The organism is Antarctobacter heliothermus (assembly GCF_900188425.1).
Classification (GTDB): Bacteria; Pseudomonadota; Alphaproteobacteria; order Rhodobacterales; family Rhodobacteraceae; genus Antarctobacter; species Antarctobacter heliothermus.
In genome coordinates this window covers 40,811-60,213 of the sequence record NZ_FZON01000026.1, presented here as the reverse complement: position 1 = coordinate 60,213, position 19,403 = coordinate 40,811, and the positions used below count along the sequence as shown (strand labels likewise).

At 61.4% G+C, this 19,403-nt stretch carries 16 protein-coding genes; 4 read left to right on the top strand and 12 right to left on the bottom strand.

Annotated features, from left to right (window positions below; all coding sequences use genetic code 11):
* Positions 1-320: 320 nt before the first annotated feature.
* The 4 genes from CHB90_RS14110 to acnA form a co-directional block, all read right to left on the bottom strand.
* Positions 321-1,340, bottom strand: a complete 1,020-nt coding sequence (locus CHB90_RS14110) for a Hint domain-containing protein (protein ID WP_089278514.1) — start codon at positions 1,338-1,340, stop codon at positions 321-323.
* Between the two features lie 150 nt (positions 1,341-1,490).
* Positions 1,491-2,384 (bottom strand): Hint domain-containing protein, encoded by an 894-nt coding sequence (locus tag CHB90_RS14105; RefSeq protein ID WP_089278513.1) that lies wholly within the window; start codon positions 2,382-2,384, stop codon positions 1,491-1,493.
* A 207-nt stretch (positions 2,385-2,591) separates the two neighbouring features.
* Positions 2,592-3,638 (bottom strand): Hint domain-containing protein, encoded by a 1,047-nt coding sequence (locus CHB90_RS14100; RefSeq protein ID WP_245823249.1) that lies wholly within the window; start codon positions 3,636-3,638, stop codon positions 2,592-2,594.
* Between the two features lie 155 nt (positions 3,639-3,793).
* On the bottom strand, positions 3,794-6,553 hold the full coding sequence (gene acnA, locus CHB90_RS14095; RefSeq protein ID WP_089278512.1) for an aconitate hydratase AcnA: 2,760 nt from the start codon (positions 6,551-6,553) through the stop codon (positions 3,794-3,796).
* A gap of 271 nt (positions 6,554-6,824) precedes the next feature.
* Here acnA and CHB90_RS14090 point away from each other — a divergent pair, with 271 nt between their 5' ends.
* Positions 6,825-7,520 (top strand): DUF1223 domain-containing protein, encoded by a 696-nt coding sequence (locus CHB90_RS14090; protein ID WP_089278511.1) that lies wholly within the window; start codon positions 6,825-6,827, stop codon positions 7,518-7,520.
* Here CHB90_RS14090 and CHB90_RS14085 read toward each other — a convergent pair.
* Together CHB90_RS14085 and CHB90_RS14080 are read right to left on the bottom strand one after the other, a co-directional pair.
* Entirely contained in the window at positions 7,490-8,428 is a 939-nt protein-coding gene (locus CHB90_RS14085; RefSeq protein ID WP_089278510.1) for a lysophospholipid acyltransferase family protein, read from the bottom strand. The two genes, CHB90_RS14090 and CHB90_RS14085, sit on opposite strands and share 31 nt — an antisense overlap.
* Positions 8,429-8,530: 102 nt before the next feature.
* Positions 8,531-9,586: a flagellar motor switch protein FliG gene (locus CHB90_RS14080; RefSeq protein ID WP_089278509.1), complete on the bottom strand. Its 1,056-nt coding sequence runs from the start codon at positions 9,584-9,586 to the stop codon at positions 8,531-8,533.
* A 193-nt stretch (positions 9,587-9,779) separates the two neighbouring features.
* Here CHB90_RS14080 and CHB90_RS14075 point away from each other — a divergent pair, with 193 nt between their 5' ends.
* Positions 9,780-10,433 (top strand): response regulator, encoded by a 654-nt coding sequence (locus CHB90_RS14075; RefSeq protein WP_089278508.1) that lies wholly within the window; start codon positions 9,780-9,782, stop codon positions 10,431-10,433.
* A gap of 61 nt (positions 10,434-10,494) precedes the next feature.
* Here the strand turns inward: CHB90_RS14075 and CHB90_RS14070 are convergent, their stop codons facing one another.
* Both CHB90_RS14070 and purB read right to left on the bottom strand, forming a co-directional pair.
* Complete coding sequence (locus CHB90_RS14070; RefSeq protein ID WP_089278507.1) at positions 10,495-10,650, bottom strand: chitin-binding domain-containing protein; 156 nt, start codon at positions 10,648-10,650, stop codon at positions 10,495-10,497.
* A gap of 131 nt (positions 10,651-10,781) precedes the next feature.
* Entirely contained in the window at positions 10,782-12,086 is a 1,305-nt protein-coding gene (gene purB, locus CHB90_RS14065) for an adenylosuccinate lyase (protein ID WP_089278506.1), read from the bottom strand.
* 48 nt (positions 12,087-12,134) lie between these two features.
* Here purB and CHB90_RS14060 point away from each other — a divergent pair, with 48 nt between their 5' ends.
* Both CHB90_RS14060 and CHB90_RS14055 read left to right on the top strand, forming a co-directional pair.
* Positions 12,135-12,644 (top strand): DUF6314 family protein, encoded by a 510-nt coding sequence (locus tag CHB90_RS14060; RefSeq protein WP_342744959.1) that lies wholly within the window; start codon positions 12,135-12,137, stop codon positions 12,642-12,644.
* A gap of 142 nt (positions 12,645-12,786) precedes the next feature.
* Complete coding sequence (locus CHB90_RS14055; RefSeq protein WP_089278505.1) at positions 12,787-14,094, top strand: DUF3422 family protein; 1,308 nt, start codon at positions 12,787-12,789, stop codon at positions 14,092-14,094.
* Between the two features lie 119 nt (positions 14,095-14,213).
* On the opposite strand, the gene CHB90_RS14050 is transcribed toward CHB90_RS14055, so the two are convergent.
* The 4 genes from CHB90_RS14050 to CHB90_RS14035 all read right to left on the bottom strand — a co-directional run bounded on the left by CHB90_RS14050 (position 14,214) and on the right by CHB90_RS14035 (position 19,353).
* Entirely contained in the window at positions 14,214-15,263 is a 1,050-nt protein-coding gene (locus CHB90_RS14050) for a YeeE/YedE family protein (protein WP_089278504.1), read from the bottom strand.
* A 291-nt stretch (positions 15,264-15,554) separates the two neighbouring features.
* Positions 15,555-16,559, bottom strand: coding sequence for an ABC transporter permease (locus CHB90_RS14045; RefSeq protein WP_089278503.1), 1,005 nt, complete (start codon positions 16,557-16,559; stop codon positions 15,555-15,557).
* Positions 16,552-17,559: an ABC transporter permease gene (locus CHB90_RS14040; protein WP_089278502.1), complete on the bottom strand. Its 1,008-nt coding sequence runs from the start codon at positions 17,557-17,559 to the stop codon at positions 16,552-16,554. Before CHB90_RS14040 ends, CHB90_RS14045 begins: the two co-directional genes overlap by 8 nt.
* A gap of 96 nt (positions 17,560-17,655) precedes the next feature.
* Positions 17,656-19,353, bottom strand: coding sequence for a peptide ABC transporter substrate-binding protein (locus CHB90_RS14035; RefSeq protein ID WP_089278501.1), 1,698 nt, complete (start codon positions 19,351-19,353; stop codon positions 17,656-17,658).
* Positions 19,354-19,403: the final 50 nt, after the last annotated feature.

Genomic DNA, 19,403 nt, shown 5'->3' with positions numbered 1-19,403 from the left:
CGTGCCGGCGCCCGGATCATTCTCTCCGGCCGCCGGATGACGCTCGCGCTTGCAAGCAGCGCCGCGCCTTTCTGGTCTATGCTATGGCCGACAATCATCAGGATGCATTGGGCCGGCCCCTGATCCGAACCGCCTGTATGACCGCGCTTCCCGACCGTCGCCACCGATCCCGGTGGCGTTCAACGCCGTGTGCGGATGCATCACCGCGTTCGCCCGAAAGCGCCGCGAACACATCCACCCACACGTATGACGCGAACGTCGGCAGCGTGATCGCCCTTCCTGCCACACGCAAGGTCAAGAAACCCGACCGCGCCCCGAAATCACACCGCACACGGACCGCCGGTGAATATTGCGGGTTGATAGTTGTCAAAGGCGCGACGGTCGCGGTAGTCGATGAAGGTTTCGGCCGGCGCGCCATTGGCGAGGATCACGTCATGGTGTTCGGTCTCGACATGGTAGACGGTGAACGTGTCGGGCAATTCCCGCATCGGCACCCAGTCAATCGTCGATCCGTTCACCAGGGCCGAGGCATTGATCACATGGCCGTCAAGGATCATGCCGTGATCGGCGGTCACGGTCAGGTCGCTGTAAGGCAGGCCGTCGCCCAAGGCACCGGCGCGGATGCGGACAAGATGGGATGCAAGGCGCATGACCTGCCTTGGCAGGGATTGTCTCGCGAGCCATTTGACTGGAACGCGCCGCCCGTCCGCCGTCAAAACCTCGTCCCCGATGTGCAGCGACTCGACCGGAACCTCGCCCGTATCAGTCGCGATCAAGGTACCCGCCGCAAAGCAATTGGTCGCGCTAGGGGTGGGCGCGCCTTCGACCCAGGTTTCATCCCCGTCGGGTGATCGCTGCGCCGAGGTGCTGGCGAAGGGGTCGTGCACTGCGCTTTCCGTGGTGCCTACCTGAACCGCGGCTGCCCCGCCACTGGGGGTGACCGGTGTCGAGAAATCGTTGTTGACCTGAAGCCGAATGAATTCACCGGACGTGGGATTGTAGAGCTGAACGAAATCCGAACTGCCGTAATACACCGTGCTGGTGCTGGAGAACTGGTAGCTCGAGAAAAGAGGGGTATCCCCGGCTGTCCCGCCAATGACCGTCAGGTATCCGCCGGCAGGGATGATTGTCCCTGCCGGGAACAGATGGTTGAGGGCGTTTTCGTCCCACAGGCTCCACCCCGATATATCTACCGGCGAGCCGGAGGTGTTGTGCAGTTCGATGAATTCGTCGTCGGAATCGCCGGTCGTCGCGCCGTCGTTGTTGGTGTCGAAGGCGCCTGTATTCAGGCTGACCTCATTGATGACGATCCCGTCGATTTCGGAAGTGGTTGCAGCCATCGGAAAAGTCCCCCCGGTCACTGGGACGTCGTGCAATGCGTCTCGCGTAGCACGGCCTCGACGTCAGGAAATGAACCAAGCTTACCCTTGCCCGTTGCAATCCGTCAACGAACTGGGGTTGGGGAAACCGTGCGGGGCCTGAACAGTCGGTCAGGCGACCGATCTGTGGCCCGTAGCACGTGCTATGTTCAGCCGTGTGCGCAAGGGTGCAGGCATGTGCCTTTGCGACGAGATCCGTGGTTTGAGCATCTCGGGGATGATCCGCTCGCAGCCGTAGAGTTTGAGATATTCGTCAAAATTGTCAAAGGCGCGGCGGTCGCGGTAGTCGATGAAGGTTTCTGACGGTGCGCCATTGGCCAGGATCACATCGTGGTTTTCGGTCTCGACATGGTAGACGGTGAACGTGTCGGGCAAGTCGACAAGGGGAGCCCAATCGATGGTGCTGCCGTTCACCAAAGCCGAGGCATTGATCACCAGTCCGTCCAGCACCATGCCGTGATCGGCGGTCACGGTCAGGTCGCTGTGGGGCAGGTCATTGCCCAAGGCCCCGGCGCGGAGGCGCACAGGCAAGTGTGCCGCAGAACAAAGCATCGGCTTGTAGCTGAGATGCCCCAGCCATTTCACGGCAATGTCGCGTCCATCGGCAGTCAGGATTCTGTCACCGATTTTCAGCGTCTCGACAGCGACATCGCCTGACGGGGTGGAAATCTGCGTGCCTGCCGCGAAACAGGCGTTGTTGAAGGTATCGCCAGACGTAAATACTGGTCCCAGTGTTGGCGGGACGGCGACCGGTGCCTGATCCATGATGATGGTGAAGAAGGAGGGAAACGACTGGTAGGAAAACACCGGCCAAGTCACGCCATCCACGACGGCAGTGCCCTGATAGACCAATGTATCGCCGATGCTGGCAGCAAAATAGCTGTCGCCGGTTTCGAACGTCGTATCCGCATCGCCATCGGTAATGGTATCGGTGAAGCCCTGTACTGGGCTGACAAAGTTACCGCTGTTGTATGTAATGGCGTGTGTTGCCGAAAAACTGCCCATTGTCGCCCCTATAAATTGGTCTCTGGTTGCGTGAAATCCGTTCGGGTCGTCTTTGATAGGCGAAGAATTCGTTAAATTTCAATAGAAAACGGGCGTGCTCAGCCACCCGCGAACCAGGGTTTCCGCGCCAGTTGGCGGGCGGGCGCGGGTATCGCGTTGACCACTTGGTCGTGTTCCGGATGCAGTGGCGCGGTGCTGTGGTTTGTCCTAAGCTGTTGCCGCACGGTTCTGCAGGTGTCCACCGATCTTGATCCGGTCGCGGATCGCCATCGGCAGCATGCGTGCGCTGGAAATGCGCGGGCTGGGCATCTCGGGGATGATGCGCTCACAGCCGTACAGGGCAAGGTATTGGTGGTAATTGTCAAAGGCGCGGCGATCACGGTAATCGATAAAGGTCTCTGACGGCGCGCCATTGGCGAGGATCACGTCATGCACCTCTGTCTCGATGTGGTAGACCGTGAATTGCGCAGGCAGATCGGCCAGCGGCACCCAGTCGATGGTTGTGCCGTTGATCAGCGCCGAGGCGTTGATCACCAACCCATCGAGGATCATGCCGTGGTCGGCGGTGATGGTCAGGTCGGCAAGCGGCAGGCCATCGCCAAGCGCCCCGGCGCGGAAACGGACGGGATGTGCCTTGCCGCTGGAGAACCGGCTGTCCACGATCTGTCTGCCGATCCATCTAACGGGCACCGCAGTGCCATCTGCGGTCAGGATGATCTGGCCGATCTGCAGGTCTTCGACGGCGCATGTGCCCTCAGGTGTTGCGATGGCTGTTCCGGCAAGAAAGCAGGCAGGTTGAGAGACCAGAGCCAAGTTGGTTGAGAACTGGTTCCAGCTTTCAATCTCGTTCACCAGAACGGAATCCGCGCCGGAAAAGTCAAAGTTGTTGTCGAAAAGAATCAGGAATTCGAACTCGTTGAAAAAAAACGGATCCGCCCCGAAAATGAACCCTGTCTGGTTGCCGGTGGACGAAAAGAAATCCCGCGTTCCATAATAATAGGCATTGGCGGTGTAGACGTCCAAGCCGGACCCCATGGGATCGGGCCCCTGGTTTACCGGGGTCAGGCCCGCAGCGATCCACTCGGGCGGAGGGAAGAAGTCAAGTTGCGTCAGGGTGATGTCATCGCCGGGCAGGATCGAACCGTCGTCCACCACGGCGGTTATTTCGACATCGATGTTGGTGGGATCGGCGACAGCCGGGGTGTTCTTGGGGCCTATGCCGACCTGCGATTCAAAATTGAATGATGTAGGCATGATGGCTTGTCCCCCAAGACTGAATGTCTGGGCAACGACTTTGACAATGGTTAACGCCAAGTCAAGCGCGGTGCGCAAAAGCACCTCAGCGCCGTATGTGGCCGGGCATAGAAAAAGGGCGCCGAAGCGCCCTTTCCCCACTCAATTCAAACGGCTCACTCGGCCGCGATCGACTCTTGCGCCAGGTTGCGCAGGACGTAGTGCAGCACGCCGCCGTGTTCGATGTATTCCACCTCGATGGCGGTATCGATCCGGCACTTCAGCGTGATCTCTTTGACTGTGCCGTCTGCCATGGTGATGGTGCAGGGCACCTCTTGCAGCGGCTGGATCGTGTCCAGACCCGAGATCGAGACGCTCTCGTCGCCGGTCAGGCCCAGCGATTTGCGGGTGTCGCCGCCGGTGAACTCGAACGGGATGACGCCCATGCCGACCAGGTTGGAGCGGTGGATACGCTCAAACGATTCCGCGATCACCGCCTTGACGCCCAGCAGGGCCGTGCCCTTGGCCGCCCAGTCGCGCGAGGACCCCGCACCGTACTGTTCGCCGCCAAAGATCACCAGCGGGGTGCCGGCGTCCTTGTAGGCCATGGCCGCGTCATAGATCGAGGTCTGCGCGCCATCGGGGCCCTTGGAATAGCCGCCCTCGACGCCGTCCAGCATCTCGTTCTTGATGCGGATGTTGGCGAAGGTGCCGCGCATCATGACCTCATGGTTGCCGCGACGCGATCCGTATGAGTTGAACTCGCGCTGGGGCACCTGGCGTTCGACCAGATACTGACCGGCGGGGGTGGTGTCCTTGAAAGACCCGGCCGGAGAGATGTGGTCGGTGGTGATCATATCGCCCAGCAGGGCCAGAACACGCGCGCCTTCGATATTGGTGATCTCCCCCTTTTCCTTGGCCATGCCTTGGAAATACGGCGGGTTCTGGATGTAGGTCGAGGTCGCGGGCCAGTCATAGGTTTCGGCCTGAGGAACCTCGACGCCCTGCCATTTTTCGTCGCCCTTGAAGACGTCGGCATATTTGGACTGGAACGCCTCACGGGTGACGGTTTCCTGCACCAGGTCGGCCACTTCCTGCGTGGTCGGCCAGATGTCCTTGAGGTAGACGTCCTTGCCGTCCGGCGTCTGGGCCAGAGGTTCGGTGGTAATGTCGATGTTCATGTCACCGGCCAGCGCATAGGCCACAACCAGCGGCGGCGAGGCAAGGTAGTTGGCGCGCACATCGGGTGAAATCCGACCTTCGAAGTTGCGGTTGCCTGACAGGACCGACACGCCGATCAGGTCGTTGTCGTTGATCGCCTTCGAGATCTCGGGCTGCAGCGGACCAGAGTTGCCGATGCAGGTGGTGCAACCGTAGCCGACAAGGTTAAAGCCGATCTTGTCCAGATCCTCTTGCAGGCCAGCGGCCTCCAGATAGGCGGACACAACCTGCGAACCGGGCGCCAGCGAGGTCTTGACCCAGGGCTTGCGCGTCAGGCCAAGGGCGGCGGCCTTGCGGGCCACAAGGCCCGCGCCGATCATGACGTAGGGGTTCGACGTGTTGGTGCACGAGGTGATCGAGGCGATCACAACCGACCCGTCGCGCAGGTCATAGTCCTCGCCGTCAACCGAGGCGCTTTTGTGGATGTTGACTTGCTTGGTGGCGATGGGTCCTTCGGCGGCCATGTCCTTGGCGTCGGCGGAAATGTCGATGCCACGGAAGTCAGCGACAACCTTTTCAAAGGCCGAGGCCGCAGCGGTCAGGGCGACGTAGTCCTGCGGACGCTTGGGGCCGGAGATGGCGGGAACGATGGTGCCCATGTCCAGCTCAAGCGTGTCAGTGTAGACCGGGGCATAGTCCGCGCCGCGCCAGAAACCGTTTTCCTTGGCGTATGCCTCGACCAGCGCGATACGATCCTTGTCGCGGCCGGTGTTGGTCAGGTAGCGCAGGGTTTCGTCGTCGATCGGGAAGAAACCGCAGGTGGCGCCGTATTCCGGGGCCATGTTGGCGATGGTGGCGCGGTCCGCCAGCGGCAGCTTGTCCAGTCCTTCGCCGTAGAATTCCACGAACTTGCCGACAACGCCCTTGGCGCGCAGCATTTCCACGACTTTCAGCACCAGGTCGGTGCCTGTGGTGCCTTCCATCATGGCGCCCGTCAGCTTGAAGCCGACAACCTCGGGGATCAGCATCGAGATCGGCTGACCCAGCATCGCGGCCTCGGCCTCGATGCCGCCGACGCCCCAGCCCAGAACGGCAGCACCGTTGACCATGGTGGTGTGGCTGTCGGTGCCGACAAGCGTGTCAGGGTAGGCGACCATGTCACCGTTCTGATCGGTATCGGTCCAGACGGTCTGCGACAGGTATTCCAGGTTTACCTGGTGGCAGATGCCGGTGCCCGGGGGCACAACGCGGAAGTTGTTGAACGCGTTCTGACCCCATTTGAGAAAGGTATAGCGCTCCATGTTGCGCTCATATTCGCGGTCGACGTTCATCTGAAAGGCGCGCGGGTTGCCGAACTCGTCGATCATGACAGAGTGGTCGATGACCAGATCAACCGGGTTTAGCGGGTTGATCTTTTGCGCGTCGCCGCCCAGCGCCTTGATGCCGTCGCGCATTGCGGCGAGGTCAACCACGGCGGGAACGCCGGTGAAATCCTGCATCAAAACGCGGGCCGGGCGGTACGCCAGTTCACGGTCGCCCTTGCCGCCGTTCTTGGCCCAGTCGGAAAACGCCTTGATGTCGTCGACGGTGACGGTCTTGCCGTCCTCGAAACGCAGCATGTTCTCCAGCACCACCTTGAGCGCGGCAGGCAGTTTGGAGAAGTCGCCAAGGCCCGCAGCCTCTGCGGCGGGAATCGAGTAATAGGCGACGGTCTGGCCGCCGACCTTTAGTGTCTTGCGCGTCTTTGCGCTGTCATGGCCTACGGTGATGGTCATGGGAAATGCCTCCGATGGGGTGACGAAAAGGGGTTGCTTGCGCCTCTCATGCCGAAACCCGGTGAGTCTATCAAGGGGGGTGCGTCGTTTTTGTATACCATCGCACACAATTTGACGGGCAATGCCCAGCCAATCGGCTTTTGGGCCGTGTTATCCGGCTTGCATGTCGCCGGGGACGCATTCTGTCACGCTTTATCCCAAAACCTTGATTGGTGTTCGGGAACGCGCTTGGATAGACCGAAGTGGGGATAACGGACAAAGGCTGGATTTCATGCACAGAGTTGCGGGATACATGGCGGCGGGTTGGATCACGCTGGCCGGGGCGGTTGCCGCTCAGGACTCTCCTGTCGTGGTCGAGTTGTTTACCTCGCAGGGGTGTTCATCCTGCCCGCCCGCCGACGAAATCCTCGCCGAGTTGAGCGAGCGGGACGACGTCATCCCGCTGGCCCTGCATGTCGATTACTGGGACTACATCGGCTGGAAAGACGAATTTGCCCAACATGCCTTTACCGGGCGGCAAAAGGCCTATGCCCGCACCGGCGGCTGGAAAATGATCTATACGCCGCAGATGGTGGTCAACGGCGTTGATGATGTGGTCGGCTCGCGTCCGATGAAACTGACCAAACTGATCCGCAAACACGCAGCCATGCCGTCCCATGTGGACCTGGACGTCAGTCGAGACGGCGACAGCATCATCATCCGTGCCGAGGCGCAGGGCGGTCTGCGCCCCTGCGATATCCATGTGGTGCGCTACCTGCCACAAGAGCAGGTGATGATTGCACGGGGCGAAAACGCGGGCCGCACGCTGACCTATACCAACATTGCGCATAGTTGGGATGTGGTGGCGCGCTGGGACGGGCGCGGCGTCTATGAGGGCACGGTCATGATAGACGCGGACGCGCCGGTGGTTGTGTTGGTTCAGGACCCGGCCGACGGTCACATCGTGGCGGCAGCCCGCTTGCGCTGACGCTTTTTCTGACGCTTGGGTTTCCAACGCCTGTGCGTCCACATCCATTGTCCGGGATCGGCCTCGATCCGTGCTTCCAGCCGGCGGGTCGCCTCACGCATCATCTCCAGCGCGTCGCCGTGCGGTATCGGCTCTTCGACGACGGCATCAAAGCCATAGCCATCGGCGCGTCGGATGCCGAAATAGGGGATCAGCAAGGCGTTTGTCTTCAGCGCGATCTCGGCGGGGGACAGGGTGGTTGGCGCGGGCTGACCCAGAAAGTCGATGGCGGGGCCTGAGCTTTCGAAGACATCAAAGGCCATGGCGGCAATGCCCCCGTCGCGGACGTGTTTGAGAAGATCCATCAGCCCGCGCCGTCCTTGCACAAAGACAGGGTCGGCCACGTCGCGGTAATTCTGGATGTAGCGGGCGTTCGAATAGGGGTTCGACAAAGGGCGTAGAAATCCGCCCACCGGAATGCCTCGTGCCACCAGCGCGCAGCGCGCGCAGACGGGATTACCGTAGTGACCGGACAGCAGCAGCACCGGAAGGCCGTCCTTGCGGGCGGCCTCCAGCGCGGGCAGGCCGGGGCCTGTCACCGGATAGGCCGCTCCCCGGCGCAGCATTTCCTGCGGGTCATAATTCTCGATCAATGCGCGGCCCAGATTGTCGATCGCCGCCTCTGCGATGGCGCGCTTCCGATCGCGCGGAGTGTCGGGCCAGACGTGGTCAAGATTGGCCTCGACCCGCGCGTACCAGCCCAGAGGCCGTGCAATGACACGCCGGACGGCCCAGCCGACAAACGCAAGGCGGCGGCGCACTGGCAGCAGGTTGACCGCTCCGATAAAGCCGCGCAGCGCCATGTCGGACAGGCGATCCCGCCATCCGCCGTGCACCGGCGCGTCCTTCTTTTTGCTGCTCTTGCCCATTTTCCGTCCCGAAACCTGCGTGCGCCGTACCTAAGCGGCATGGCTGCGGGCGGCAAGAGGGTGGTGCCGTCCCGGTCCTGTGGGGGACCGGACAGGGCCATGTCACTCGTCCTCTGGGCTGACCAGTTCGATCTCGCCGGCGGCGACAAGATCGCGGATCGCGCTGACGACCGCGGACATGGCGGCCTCACCGATCCTGGCCTTGACCTCACCAAGATTGGCGGCCTCTTCGCGGATGTTTTCGCCCAGGCGTTTGGACATGTTGGCATAGAGGAATTCGACCGCCTTCCGTTCTTCATCCGATCCGGCCGAGGCCGCCGCCATGGCAGTGGCAAGCGCGTCGGGCGGCACGTCGCGGGTGATCTTTGGCACGTCGATGGCGTTCAGCCGCTCCGGAATATTGGCGAAGGTAAAGATGGCCTTGCGCACGGCTTCGGCGAAATCGGCATCTTCCTGTTCAAGGTTCTGTAGCAATTCCTCACGCACGGCAGTGTTGGAATAGTTCAGGATGGCACCCAGCCGTTCGTCCGGGCGCGCCTTGAAGGCCTTGAGCGGTTCAGCGTCGATCTGGGCAGCAAGGCTGATCCCGATCCGATCAACCGCGTCAGGGGTCACGCCGGTTGTCATCGAGACCGCGTAGGAAATCCGCCGCGCCTTGTCCCCTGGCAGTTTGGCAAGCACCTGCGCGGCCTTGCCGACGTCGATCTTGGACATCATGACGGCGGCGATTTCCGTGCTTTCGGATGTCACTAGTGCGCGAAGCCGGTCCACATCCAGAGCATTGATCCGCTGCCACGGGTCGCCGGTCTGACGCACTCCCGCCTCCTTGCGCAGGCGATGGGCAGTATGCGCGTTGATCTTGCCATCCAGCGCATTCAACGCGCCGGCCATGTCGCCGGGAAAGGCAAGACCAACCGATTCGAGTTCGTTCGAGAACTCTTCGACCACGGCATTCAGCGTTTCTCGGTCGACATACCGCATGTTGCCCAGCAACATCGTCAGTTCGGCCTGATATTCGTCTGGCAGGGCAGACAGCGGCACATCAGCCCCTTCGTTCAGCAAGAACTGCACGATGATGGCCGCCTTGGCCTTGCGGCTGAGAGGCTGTTTGCCGGGGCGGACGACGGCTGGGGCGGGCAGGGCGGCAAGGGCTGACATCCGGGAATTCTCGACCAAATTGTTCGCTACGAAGGACAGGGGTAACGAGACAAGGTTTCCGACACGTTAAGCCCGTCACAGCAAAAGGTCTGGAGAAACGATTGCAATTGCTCATAAATTTCGACCTGGAGTTAATCCTCCGTTAGGGTCGGTCGCGCAGGTTGGCCGCTGGTGCGAATGGTGAGGTATCAAGATGCAACAGACGGTTCAGCGCGACATTCCGGAGCATGCGGTATCGAGCTGCCTCGTGATTGATGACGATACGTTTGATCGCCACATGATCAAACGATGCGTCGGACGCGAGCGTCCTGACCTGCGGCTGTACGAATGCTCCACGTTGACCGAGGCGCGCAGCTTTCTTGAACAGGGCAGCGCCGACTTGATCCTGATCGACAATCGCATGCCTGACGGCCTTGGTGCGGAATTCGCAAGGGAATTGCGGACCTACAGCCGATTGGCCGACACGGTGATCTGCGTCGTGACGGGGGACGATCTGCGCAACCTCGACACCGACATCGCCGCGCTGTCCAAGGACCGACTGTCAACGCGCAGCATATGGGATATGGTCAGTGCTTTTCTGGCAGAGCGCGACATCCTGCGGTCGACCGAAAAGGCACAATTGGTGGCGGACTTCGGCGATCAACTGGGCGAAAATCTGGCACCGGGCATGGCGCGGATGCTGCGTACCTTGCGCATGTCGCGCGCGCGTGTGGCCCGGCGGGACCCGCAAAAGGCCATCGACGAACTCGACAAGCTAGAGGAAATGCTTTTGGCCATGTCAGAGGTCGTCTGCGGGCCGGGGGGGCCGATTGGCACCGGACGCGTCTCAGTAGGGTCCGGCAAATGAAATCGGGCCGCCGCTAAGCCGCCCGGTTTCGTGAGTTGATACAGGCGCGATGCTTGCCAGTTCAGCCGGACATCACCACGCAGGTTTTGCTGGTGGCATCGTAGGTGGTGCCGTCGGCGCAGGTCATGGCCTGTTCGCTGTGGTCAGAGCAGGCTGCAATCGCCAGCGCCGGGAACAGGGCAAATGCGGCCGCCGCAAAAAGGGTCTTCAGCGTCATCTTCAAGGTCCTCCTGTTGCGAATATTCCAAAAGATAGCACGCCACCAGAAACCGACCAAAACAAAGTTGCGAAAGATGAACCGCAGATGAAAGGAAGTGTTCGGCCCGCCTGTTTGACGGGCCTTGTCAGTTAGTCGCCAAAGACGCGGGCAAAGATCGTATCGACATGTTTGGTGTGATAGCCAAGGTCAAATTTCTCGTTGATCTCTTTCTCGGACAAGGCGGCGCGTACCTCTGCGTCTGCCAGCAGTTCTTCGCGGAAATCGGTGCGGTGATCCCAGACCTTCATCGCGTTGCGCTGTACCAGCCGGTAGGCATCTTCGCGGCTGACACCAGCCTGCGTCAGCGCTAACAGCACCCGCTGCGACATCACCAGACCCGGAAACTTGTTCATGTTGTCCAGCATGTTCTGCGGATACACCAACAGCTTGTCGATGACGCTGGTCAGGCGCGACAGGGCAAAGTCCAGTGTGATGGTGGTATCGGGGCCGATGTTGCGTTCCACCGATGAGTGCGAAATATCACGCTCATGCCAGAGCGTCACGTTCTCCATCGCCGGCACAACCGCCATGCGCACCAGACGCGCGAGGCCGGTCAGGTTTTCGGTCAGCACCGGGTTCTTTTTGTGCGGCATCGCGGATGATCCCTTTTGCCCCATCGAAAAGAACTCTGCGGCCTCCAGCACTTCGGTGCGCTGCATGTGGCGGATCTCTGTGGCGATGTTCTCAACCGAAGAGGCGATCACACCCAGCGTGGCAAAGAACGCGGCATGGCGGTCGCGCGGGATGACCTGCGTGCTGATCGGTTCAGGCACCAGACCCAGCTTGTCGCAGACATGTTCCTCGACTGCGGGATCGATGTTGGCAAAGGTGCCGACGGCCCCGGAAATCGCGCCGGTGGCAATCTCGGAGCGCGCATCGCGCATCCGGCTCAGGTTGCGGTCCATCTCGGCGTAGAAACGGGCAAAGGTCAGGCCCATGGTAGTGGGTTCGGCGTGGATGCCGTGCGACCGGCCAATGCGGATCGTGTCCTTGTGTTCCAGCGCGCGCCGTTTCAGAGCGGCCAGCAAGCCCTGTAAATCGGCGATCAGGATATCTGCCGCGCGCACCAGTTGCACGTTGAAACAGGTGTCCAGCACATCCGAAGACGTCATGCCCTGATGGACAAACCGCGCCTCATCGTTTCCGATGATCTCTGCCAGATGGGTCAGGAAGGCGATGACGTCGTGTTTGGTCACGGCCTCGATTTCATCGATGCGGGCGACGTCGAATTCGACATCCTTGGCCTTCCAGACCGCTTCGGCGTTGGCCTTGGGGATCACACCCAGATCGGCCTGGGCATCGCAGGCGTGGGCCTCGATCTCATACCAGATGCGGAACTTGGTTTCTGGGCTCCAGATGGCCACCATTTCGGGGCGGGAGTAACGGGGGATCATGGCGCAAACCCTTTCGTGCATTGTCTCTGGCAAAGCGCTGCCTTTACGATGGCTGTACATGTCCTGCAAGGAGCACGCGATGAGACGGATTGCCCTGATCCCGACAGTTTGGAGCTTTGCCAGTGCGATGCCGAACGGCAGCAGGGGCCTGTGACCTTTCGAACGTTGGCAGATTTCCTTGGAAGGTGGGATGTTTCGCGGTCCATCCGACAGGACGACGGCAGTGAGGGCCAGTTTGAGGGCACGGCAGAGTGGCAGCCAGAGGGCACCGGCGCGCTGTATACTGAAACCGGACAGGTCTGGCTGGGGGGGCAGGGGCCGTTTCTGGCAGAGCGCCGGTATCGCTGGGCTGCAGATCTGAGCGTGTCCTTTGAGGACGGGCGCTTTTTCCACCAGATCCCGCCGCAGGGCGGCGCGGTTGCCCATTGGTGTCCACCCGATCAGTATGACGGTGAGTATGACTTTGCAGGATGGCCGGTCTGGCGGGTGAAATGGCGGGTCGATGGTCCGCGCAAGGCCTATGTCAGTTCCACCCGATATATTCGGTCCGGGACGTGATCGCCTCAATTTCCTTCCGTAACGGCACCTTGCCGGAACGGTATACGGTGGTATCCACATAAGGTGTTGAAACCATGTGTCTTTTTGTCTTTACTTTGCACGCGCAGCATTCCATATAGCGCCATCTGACCGGAGCCGTCCAATGCCACCCATCCAGGACCACCCGCTGCGCTACAAGTTGGCCAATGAGCTGCACGCGCGTCCCTTTCCGTCGCTGACAGCGCCGTGCCGGGCGATTTATCTTGCGATCAAGCAGCCCCGGGATGCGGCCTCGCGGGATCGCAGCCGGGATCTGATCCATCTGATTGATCTGCTGGACCGTCACGGCACGGCCCATCCCCAACCCGGCGCGACCCATTATCAGGGGCGGATCGGGCAGCACATGCTCAAGTGGGAACAGCACACTGAATTTGTGACCTACACAGTCTTTATGTCGGGACTGGGTGAGCGGCCCTATGATCCCGCAGATTTCGACGTGTTTCCAACGGACTGGCTCAACAATGCACCGGGGGTGCGCGTGACCTCTGCCATGATCCGGATCGAGGAACGGCCAACTGCCAATCTGGACATCAGCAGCAACCTGAATGACTGGATGGTTCCGGAAAGCATTGCCGTCAGCGAAGTGATCGACCGCGATGCGGTGATCGCCGGGGATTTCCGCATTGATCCGGCCGGGCATCAGCGCTTTGCCGCCTTTGTACGGCAGGGGATCGGACGGCGCCGCGTTGGCCGCATCGTGCAGCGGTTGTGCGAGATCGAGACCTACAAGGCGATGTCGATGCTGGGGTTTACCCGTGTGCGCGAAATTTCACCCCGGCTGGGCGAGATCGACGCCGAATTGACCCGCCTGATGCAGATCATGACCGAAGACGGCGGGCAGGAAGAAGACACCCTGAAATCCCTGCTCAACGTGTCGGCGGAACTGGAAAGCCTGTCTGCGCGAACCTCGTTTCGGCTAGGGGCAACGGGAGCCTATGAGGCCATTGTAGGCCAGCGGATCGAGGTGCTGCGCGAGGAACGGTTTCAGGGGCGGCAGACCTTTTCCGAATTCATGATGCGCCGTTACGATCCGGCCATGCGCACGGTCAAAAGCGCCGAGAGGCGGCTGGAAAGCATGACCCACCGGGCGACTCGCGCCGCCGACCTTCTGCGCACGCGGGTCGAGGTGGGACGTTCGGCGCAGAACCAGCAGTTGCTGGAAAGCATGAACAAACGCGCCGAATTGCAGCTGCAACTGCAAAAGACAGTCGAAGGATTGTCCGTTGTGGCGATCAGCTACTACGCTGTTTCGCTGGCGGGGTATCTCCTGTACCCGGTCGGGGAAATATTGGGGATCAGCAAGGGGATGCTGACCGCCCTTGTGACCCTGCCAGTGGTGGCGGTGGTCTTTTTGATGATCCGGCGCATCCGTCATCACGCCGAGGGTGAGGGTGGCGGACCCGACCTGTGACGGCGCGCCTCTGACAACGCGTCCGACACAATAAAAAGAGGGCATCGCCTGCGCCGGGAGTGGTGGCGCGGGCAATGCCCTCTTTCCCCTCCTGCCCGAAGGGGGGGCGAAGTCTGGGGCTACTCTGCCGGGTGCAAGGCGGCGCGCGGGGCACCCGCCAGCACCATGTTGGTCAGCAGTGCGCCCGCGACGATGGCCGCCAGCGCCAGCAGCGCGGCGATGGAGAGGGTCGGCACACCGGACAGGCCCGCGCCCACCGTGCAGCCGCCCGCCAGCACGCCACCGACACCCATCAGCGATGCGCCTGCAAGGTATCGGCCAGTCTCGGACGGAGAGGAAAAGCTCTGCCACTGGAACCGGCCTGCGGCCAGTGATGAGGCAAACGCACCCAGCAAGACGCCACCGACAAGTCCCACGCCAAAGCCCGCGGGGATCGAGGTCGAGGCAACGGTCCAGAACAGCGTGTCCGACCAAGTCGAGGTAAAGGCGAGGCTTTCCATCGCGATCGGGTCAAAGTCGTCATACAGGATGAACCCGGTGCCAACCCAGCCAAGCGGGACGAGCAGGCCGATCAGCACGGCCCCGGTCAGCGCCTGCCAGCGGTTGCCCGACCGCGCGGCATAGACCAGGGCGGCTGCGGCCAGAAGCGCGGTCCAGACTGCGGCACCGCCCGGCAGGGCGGCAAGGCTGGTGGTTTCACCCAGCGGCAGCGTCACCTCGGCGAGCGTGGTGCGGATCGGCGCAAGCACGCCCTTGAGCGTTGCATGCGCGACCACGGCAAAGACGGCCAGAACGGTCAGCGCCCGCAAGTTGCCGGACCCGGTCAGGACCGTCAGCCGCGAAACACAGCCACGGGTCAGCACCATGCCTGCGCCGAACAGGACGCCACCGATCAGGATCGCGGCAACCGGCAGGTCAGATGTCAGAAAGCGGTGATCGCCAAAGCTGATCCAGTCCATGGCCACGGCGGCCTGCGTGCCCAGCAGGGCAAAGGCAAGAGCGGTCAGCCAGACACCCAACGCGGCCCGGCGATCCTCACCGACAAGACCGCGACGCAGGCAAAAGCGGGTACGTTCGGCCAGCAGGCCAAAGCCGACCCCAAGAATGAGCGCGAACCAGACCACCACTTGCGGTGCGGTCAGGTCTTCGAAACCCAGCGATTCAAACATGTCAGCCTCCGGAAACAGGAATTTTGTTCCAAATGAGGCGGCGTCGGGCGCTTGGCAAGCACATGACCCTTATGGCGCGGAATGCTCCATGGAACGATTTCCTGAAAGGACTGGCTGGGGCGGAATGGATTGACCGCATAGGCCGCCCGTCGACAGGCCGTGTTCGGCGCACCTCTAGGGCAGGCACCGGCTTATCCTTTTTTGGGGATCTGGCTATTCCAGCCGCCTCAGACACGAAAAAGGGCGGCCATAGATGGCCGCCCTTGTCCTGTTTCGCAAGAGAGTCGCTGATCAGCGGCCCCGGATTCGAGGGTCCAGCGCATCGCGCAACCCGTCGCCAACATAGTTCACCGACAGAACCGTTACCGAGATGGCGATGCCGGGCAGCAGGACGCGTTCGGGGAATTCCTCCATCCGGACCACGGCGTCGGCCAGCATCTTGCCCCATGTGGGAAAGTCAGACGGGAAACCTACGCCAAGGAACGACAGCGCCGATTCCGTGATGATCGCCGTTGCCAGACCCAGCGCCGCCGACACCATGATCGGGGACAGGACGTTGGGCAGCAGGTGGCGGCGAATGATCTTGAGCGGAGTGGTGCCGATGGACCGGGCCGCCAGAATGAATTCGCGCTCCTTGATGGCCAGGATATCGCCGCGCACGATCCGCGCCGTCGGCATCCACGAGGTGATGGCGATCATCGTCACGATCAGGATGAACATGCCGCCCTCGGGTCCAAAGTTGGCTCGCAACGGTTGTCGGAACAGGGTCACCGCCAACAGGACTAGAGGAAGGATCGGCAGCGACAGGAACAGGTCGGTTGTCCGCATCAGGAACCCATCCAGCCGCTTGAAAAAGCCAGCGGCCACGCCCACGGCCGTGCCGATCACAAGGCTGAGGATCATCGCCGCCCAGCCGACCGCCATCGACGCGCGCCCGCCCGCGATCATCTGCGCCAGTTGGTCACGCCCCAATTGGTCCGAGCCAAAGGGCTTCAACCAGCCGGTCTTGGCCCCGGAATCCCAAAGCGCGACATAGATCGGGCGAAAGTCCTTGTTGCGGATGTCGATCTTTTGCGGATCGACTTGATAGATCCACGGACCGATCAGCACGGCCAGCGTGATGAAGGTCAGAAAGCCAAGGCCGAACATCGCGCCCTTGTGCTTCCTGAACTGGTCCCAGACGTCCTTGCCACGCGATCGCGGTGGCTTGGACGGTTCCTTGTCCTGCAGCGCCTCGATGGCCTGCAAGGGCACGTCCTTGGTGACGATCACATCGTTTTGCGGGCTGTCAGTCATAGCGGATCCTCGGGTCGAGCAGGCCGTAGAGGACGTCAGCGATCAGGTTGAAGAGAACGATCAGCACGGCAAAGATGAAGGTCAGTGTCATGACCATTGGCAGGTCATTGGCGCTGAGTGCGGTGATCAGGAGCTGGCCGATACCGTTCACCTTGAACACGTTCTCGGTGATAATGGCGCCGCCGAAAATTGCAGGAATCCCCAACGCGATCACGGTGACGACCGGGATCATGGAGTTGCGGACAACGTGTACATTGACAACGATCGCCTCTGACAGGCCCTTGGCGCGGGCGGTGCGGACATAGTCCTGATTGAGGTTGTCCAGCGTCGAGGCCCGCATGTACCGCGACAGCTGGGCGGTGATCTGCAACGCCAGCACAAGCACCGGCATGATCATCTGTCCCAGCTGTACCTTGAAGCTGGCCCAGTCGGTGACCCGAAGTGTGGTATCGTAGATCGACGGGAACCAGCCTAGCTGGACAGAGAAGATCACGATCAGCAGGGGCCCGGTAAAGAAGGGCGGGATCGAAAAGCCGATCATGGTGACAAAGGTGCCGGCCTGATCAAACACCGAATATTGCCGGTAAGCGGAATAGATGCCGACGGGCAGGGCGATCAGGATGGCAACGACATAGGCGGTGCCCACAACCCACAGCGTCTGCGGAATACGCTGGATGATGATGTCCATCACCGGCGACCGCGACTGCCAGGAAATGACGCGCTGGACGCCTTCGGTCATGTTGGTGCCAAACAGCCAGTCGATAAAGACCTGTGGTTCGACCCAGAACATCTGAACCAGCCATTTCCAGTATTGCACCAGAGGCGGTTCGCCAAGGCCAAGTGCCTCGCGCATCTTTTGCTTGACCTCGTCGGGGACGGTCAACGGCACGTTGGCCATCGGATCGCCGGGGGCGAGTTGCAGCAGCATGAAGATGACAAAGCTGATGAAGAGAAGCGTCGGGATCGTCAGGACCAGACGTCGCATCGCGAATGAGAGCATCGGCGCCCCAATTTATTGCGGCACAGGGCCGAGGGGGCAGGCCGGGATCATACCCGGCCTGCGGGTGGGGCGCAGAGTGCGCCCCGGTTCACAGGATCAGTCCATCCGATACCAGTCGGCGACGTTCCACAGCTCAGAGTCCCAGACGTTCAGCTTGACGCCGCCGAGGCTGTTGGAATGCGCCGAAAGACGGCCACGGTGGACCAGCGGGATCATCGACCCACGCTCGAACGCCATGCGCGACAATTCCTTGCCGATGCGCGAACGCTCTGCCATGTCAGCGGTCTCGCTCAACTGCTTGTGCAGGGCATCGAATTCCTCGTCGCAGAAGCGGCTGATGTTCTCACCCTGCCACTGGGTTGCGGGACGCGGTGCCTTGTCGCAAAGTCCGTTTCCGAGGTAGGCCTGCGGGTCGGTGCCGTTGAAGGTGTTGGCGTACATTTCCACGTCGGCATAGAACTTCTGGAAGGTGTCGGGCGAACCCGCGTCACCACCAAAGAAGACCGAAGAGTCGACCGAACGCAGTTCGACTTCCATGCCGATCTGCTCCCACCAATCCTTGATCAGCGCCTGAAAGTCCTGACGGACGGCGTTGACAGAGGTCTGGTAAACGATCGACAGCGGCACGCCGTCCTTTTCACGGATGCCGTCGCCGTCTGTGTCGACGATACCGGCGTCATCCAGCATCTTGTTGGCACCATCGAGATCCTGCACGTCGCAGCCTTCGATCTCCACGGCAAAGGCCGCAGGCGCGGGCACCCAGGAACACGACACGCGACCGGCCTGACCATAGCCGACCTCAACCAGCAGCGGCCGGTCGATGGCCATCGACATCGCCTTGTAGACGGCGGGGTCGGACAGGAATGGGTGCGGACGGATCACCGACCGCTCATCCGGACCAAGCGCCGGATCGGGGTTGGTGTTGTTCAGCATGATGCGTTCCAGCAGCGGGCCAAACCCGGCAATTGGCACACCCTTGCCGCCTTCTTCCATCTTGGCGATGACGTCGGGGGCCAGTTGCAGGTTCCAGGCGTAGTCGAATTCGCCGGTTTCCATCACGGCCGTACCCGCCGCCGCAGCAGAGCCGCCACCCTTGAGGGTCAGGTTGGCAAAGGCGGGCTTTGCCGGATCGCGGTAATTGGTGTTGGCGACCATGGTGATCACGTCGTTCGTCTTGAACTCGGTGACGACAAACGGGCCGGTGCCAATGGGGTTGAAGTTCTGTTCGGTGCAGGTCGAGGCCGCCGCGCCGGTACAGTTCTCGAACTGGGCCATTTGCAGGATCGGGCTCTCGTTGCCGACAAAGGGACCATAGGGATTCGGGGTCGGGGAATCGAATGTGACCACGATGGTCTGGTCATCCGGGGTCTCGACTGATGTCACGCCTTCGAATTTGGTCAGCTGCGCGCAGCCGCCTTCGGGGTGGGTGCAGTACTCGTAGGTGAATTTCACATCTGCCGAGGTCACGGCAGAGCCGTCGGACCACAGCAGCCCGGGTGTGAGCTTCCATGTGATCTGGGTCAGATCCTCGCTCACGCCGCCATTTGCGACGGTGGGAACCTCGTCAACCAGCCAGGGAACCAGCGTGCCGGTTTCGTTGTAGCGGGCCAGCGGCTCGACAATCAACGATGCGGCTTCGGTGTCTTTTGTACCGCCCGACAGGAATGGGTTCAGAATCGACGGAGCCTGCCAATACAGGATCTTGACCTCGCCGTCCGAGGCGCGCTCGGCAAAAGCGGCGGGGGCCAGCGCCATTACAGCAGCGGCCCCAAGCAATAGAGACTTGAGTTTCATTGTGTCACTCCATGTTGGGCGGGACCGGCTGTCTCCTCCAGTCCCTTTGT

Bases quoted from the DNA above. Each gene is read 5' to 3' on its own strand.
- CHB90_RS14045 (WP_089278503.1), bottom strand. From the start codon at position 16,559: ATGACTGACAGCCCGCAAAACGATGTGATCGTCACCAAGGACGTGCCC.
- CHB90_RS14085 (WP_089278510.1), bottom strand. From the start codon at position 8,428: ATGGGCAAGAGCAGCAAAAAGAAGGACGCGCCGGTGCACGGCGGATGG.
- CHB90_RS14105 (WP_089278513.1), bottom strand. From the start codon at position 2,384: ATGGGCAGTTTTTCGGCAACACACGCCATTACATACAACAGCGGTAAC.
- CHB90_RS14080 (WP_089278509.1), bottom strand. From the start codon at position 9,586: ATGTCAGCCCTTGCCGCCCTGCCCGCCCCAGCCGTCGTCCGCCCCGGC.
- CHB90_RS14050 (WP_089278504.1), bottom strand. From the start codon at position 15,263: ATGTTTGAATCGCTGGGTTTCGAAGACCTGACCGCACCGCAAGTGGTG.
- CHB90_RS14070 (WP_089278507.1), bottom strand. From the start codon at position 10,650: ATGACGCTGAAGACCCTTTTTGCGGCGGCCGCATTTGCCCTGTTCCCG.
- CHB90_RS14110 (WP_089278514.1), bottom strand. From the start codon at position 1,340: ATGGCTGCAACCACTTCCGAAATCGACGGGATCGTCATCAATGAGGTC.
- purB (WP_089278506.1), bottom strand. From the start codon at position 12,086: ATGATCCCCCGTTACTCCCGCCCCGAAATGGTGGCCATCTGGAGCCCA.
- CHB90_RS14035 (WP_089278501.1), bottom strand. From the start codon at position 19,353: ATGAAACTCAAGTCTCTATTGCTTGGGGCCGCTGCTGTAATGGCGCTG.
- CHB90_RS14100 (WP_245823249.1), bottom strand. From the start codon at position 3,638: ATGCCTACATCATTCAATTTTGAATCGCAGGTCGGCATAGGCCCCAAG.
- CHB90_RS14060 (WP_342744959.1), top strand. From the start codon at position 12,135: ATGGCTGTACATGTCCTGCAAGGAGCACGCGATGAGACGGATTGCCCT.
- acnA (WP_089278512.1), bottom strand. From the start codon at position 6,553: ATGACCATCACCGTAGGCCATGACAGCGCAAAGACGCGCAAGACACTA.
- CHB90_RS14055 (WP_089278505.1), top strand. From the start codon at position 12,787: ATGCCACCCATCCAGGACCACCCGCTGCGCTACAAGTTGGCCAATGAG.
- CHB90_RS14040 (WP_089278502.1), bottom strand. From the start codon at position 17,559: ATGCTCTCATTCGCGATGCGACGTCTGGTCCTGACGATCCCGACGCTT.
- CHB90_RS14075 (WP_089278508.1), top strand. From the start codon at position 9,780: ATGCAACAGACGGTTCAGCGCGACATTCCGGAGCATGCGGTATCGAGC.
- CHB90_RS14090 (WP_089278511.1), top strand. From the start codon at position 6,825: ATGCACAGAGTTGCGGGATACATGGCGGCGGGTTGGATCACGCTGGCC.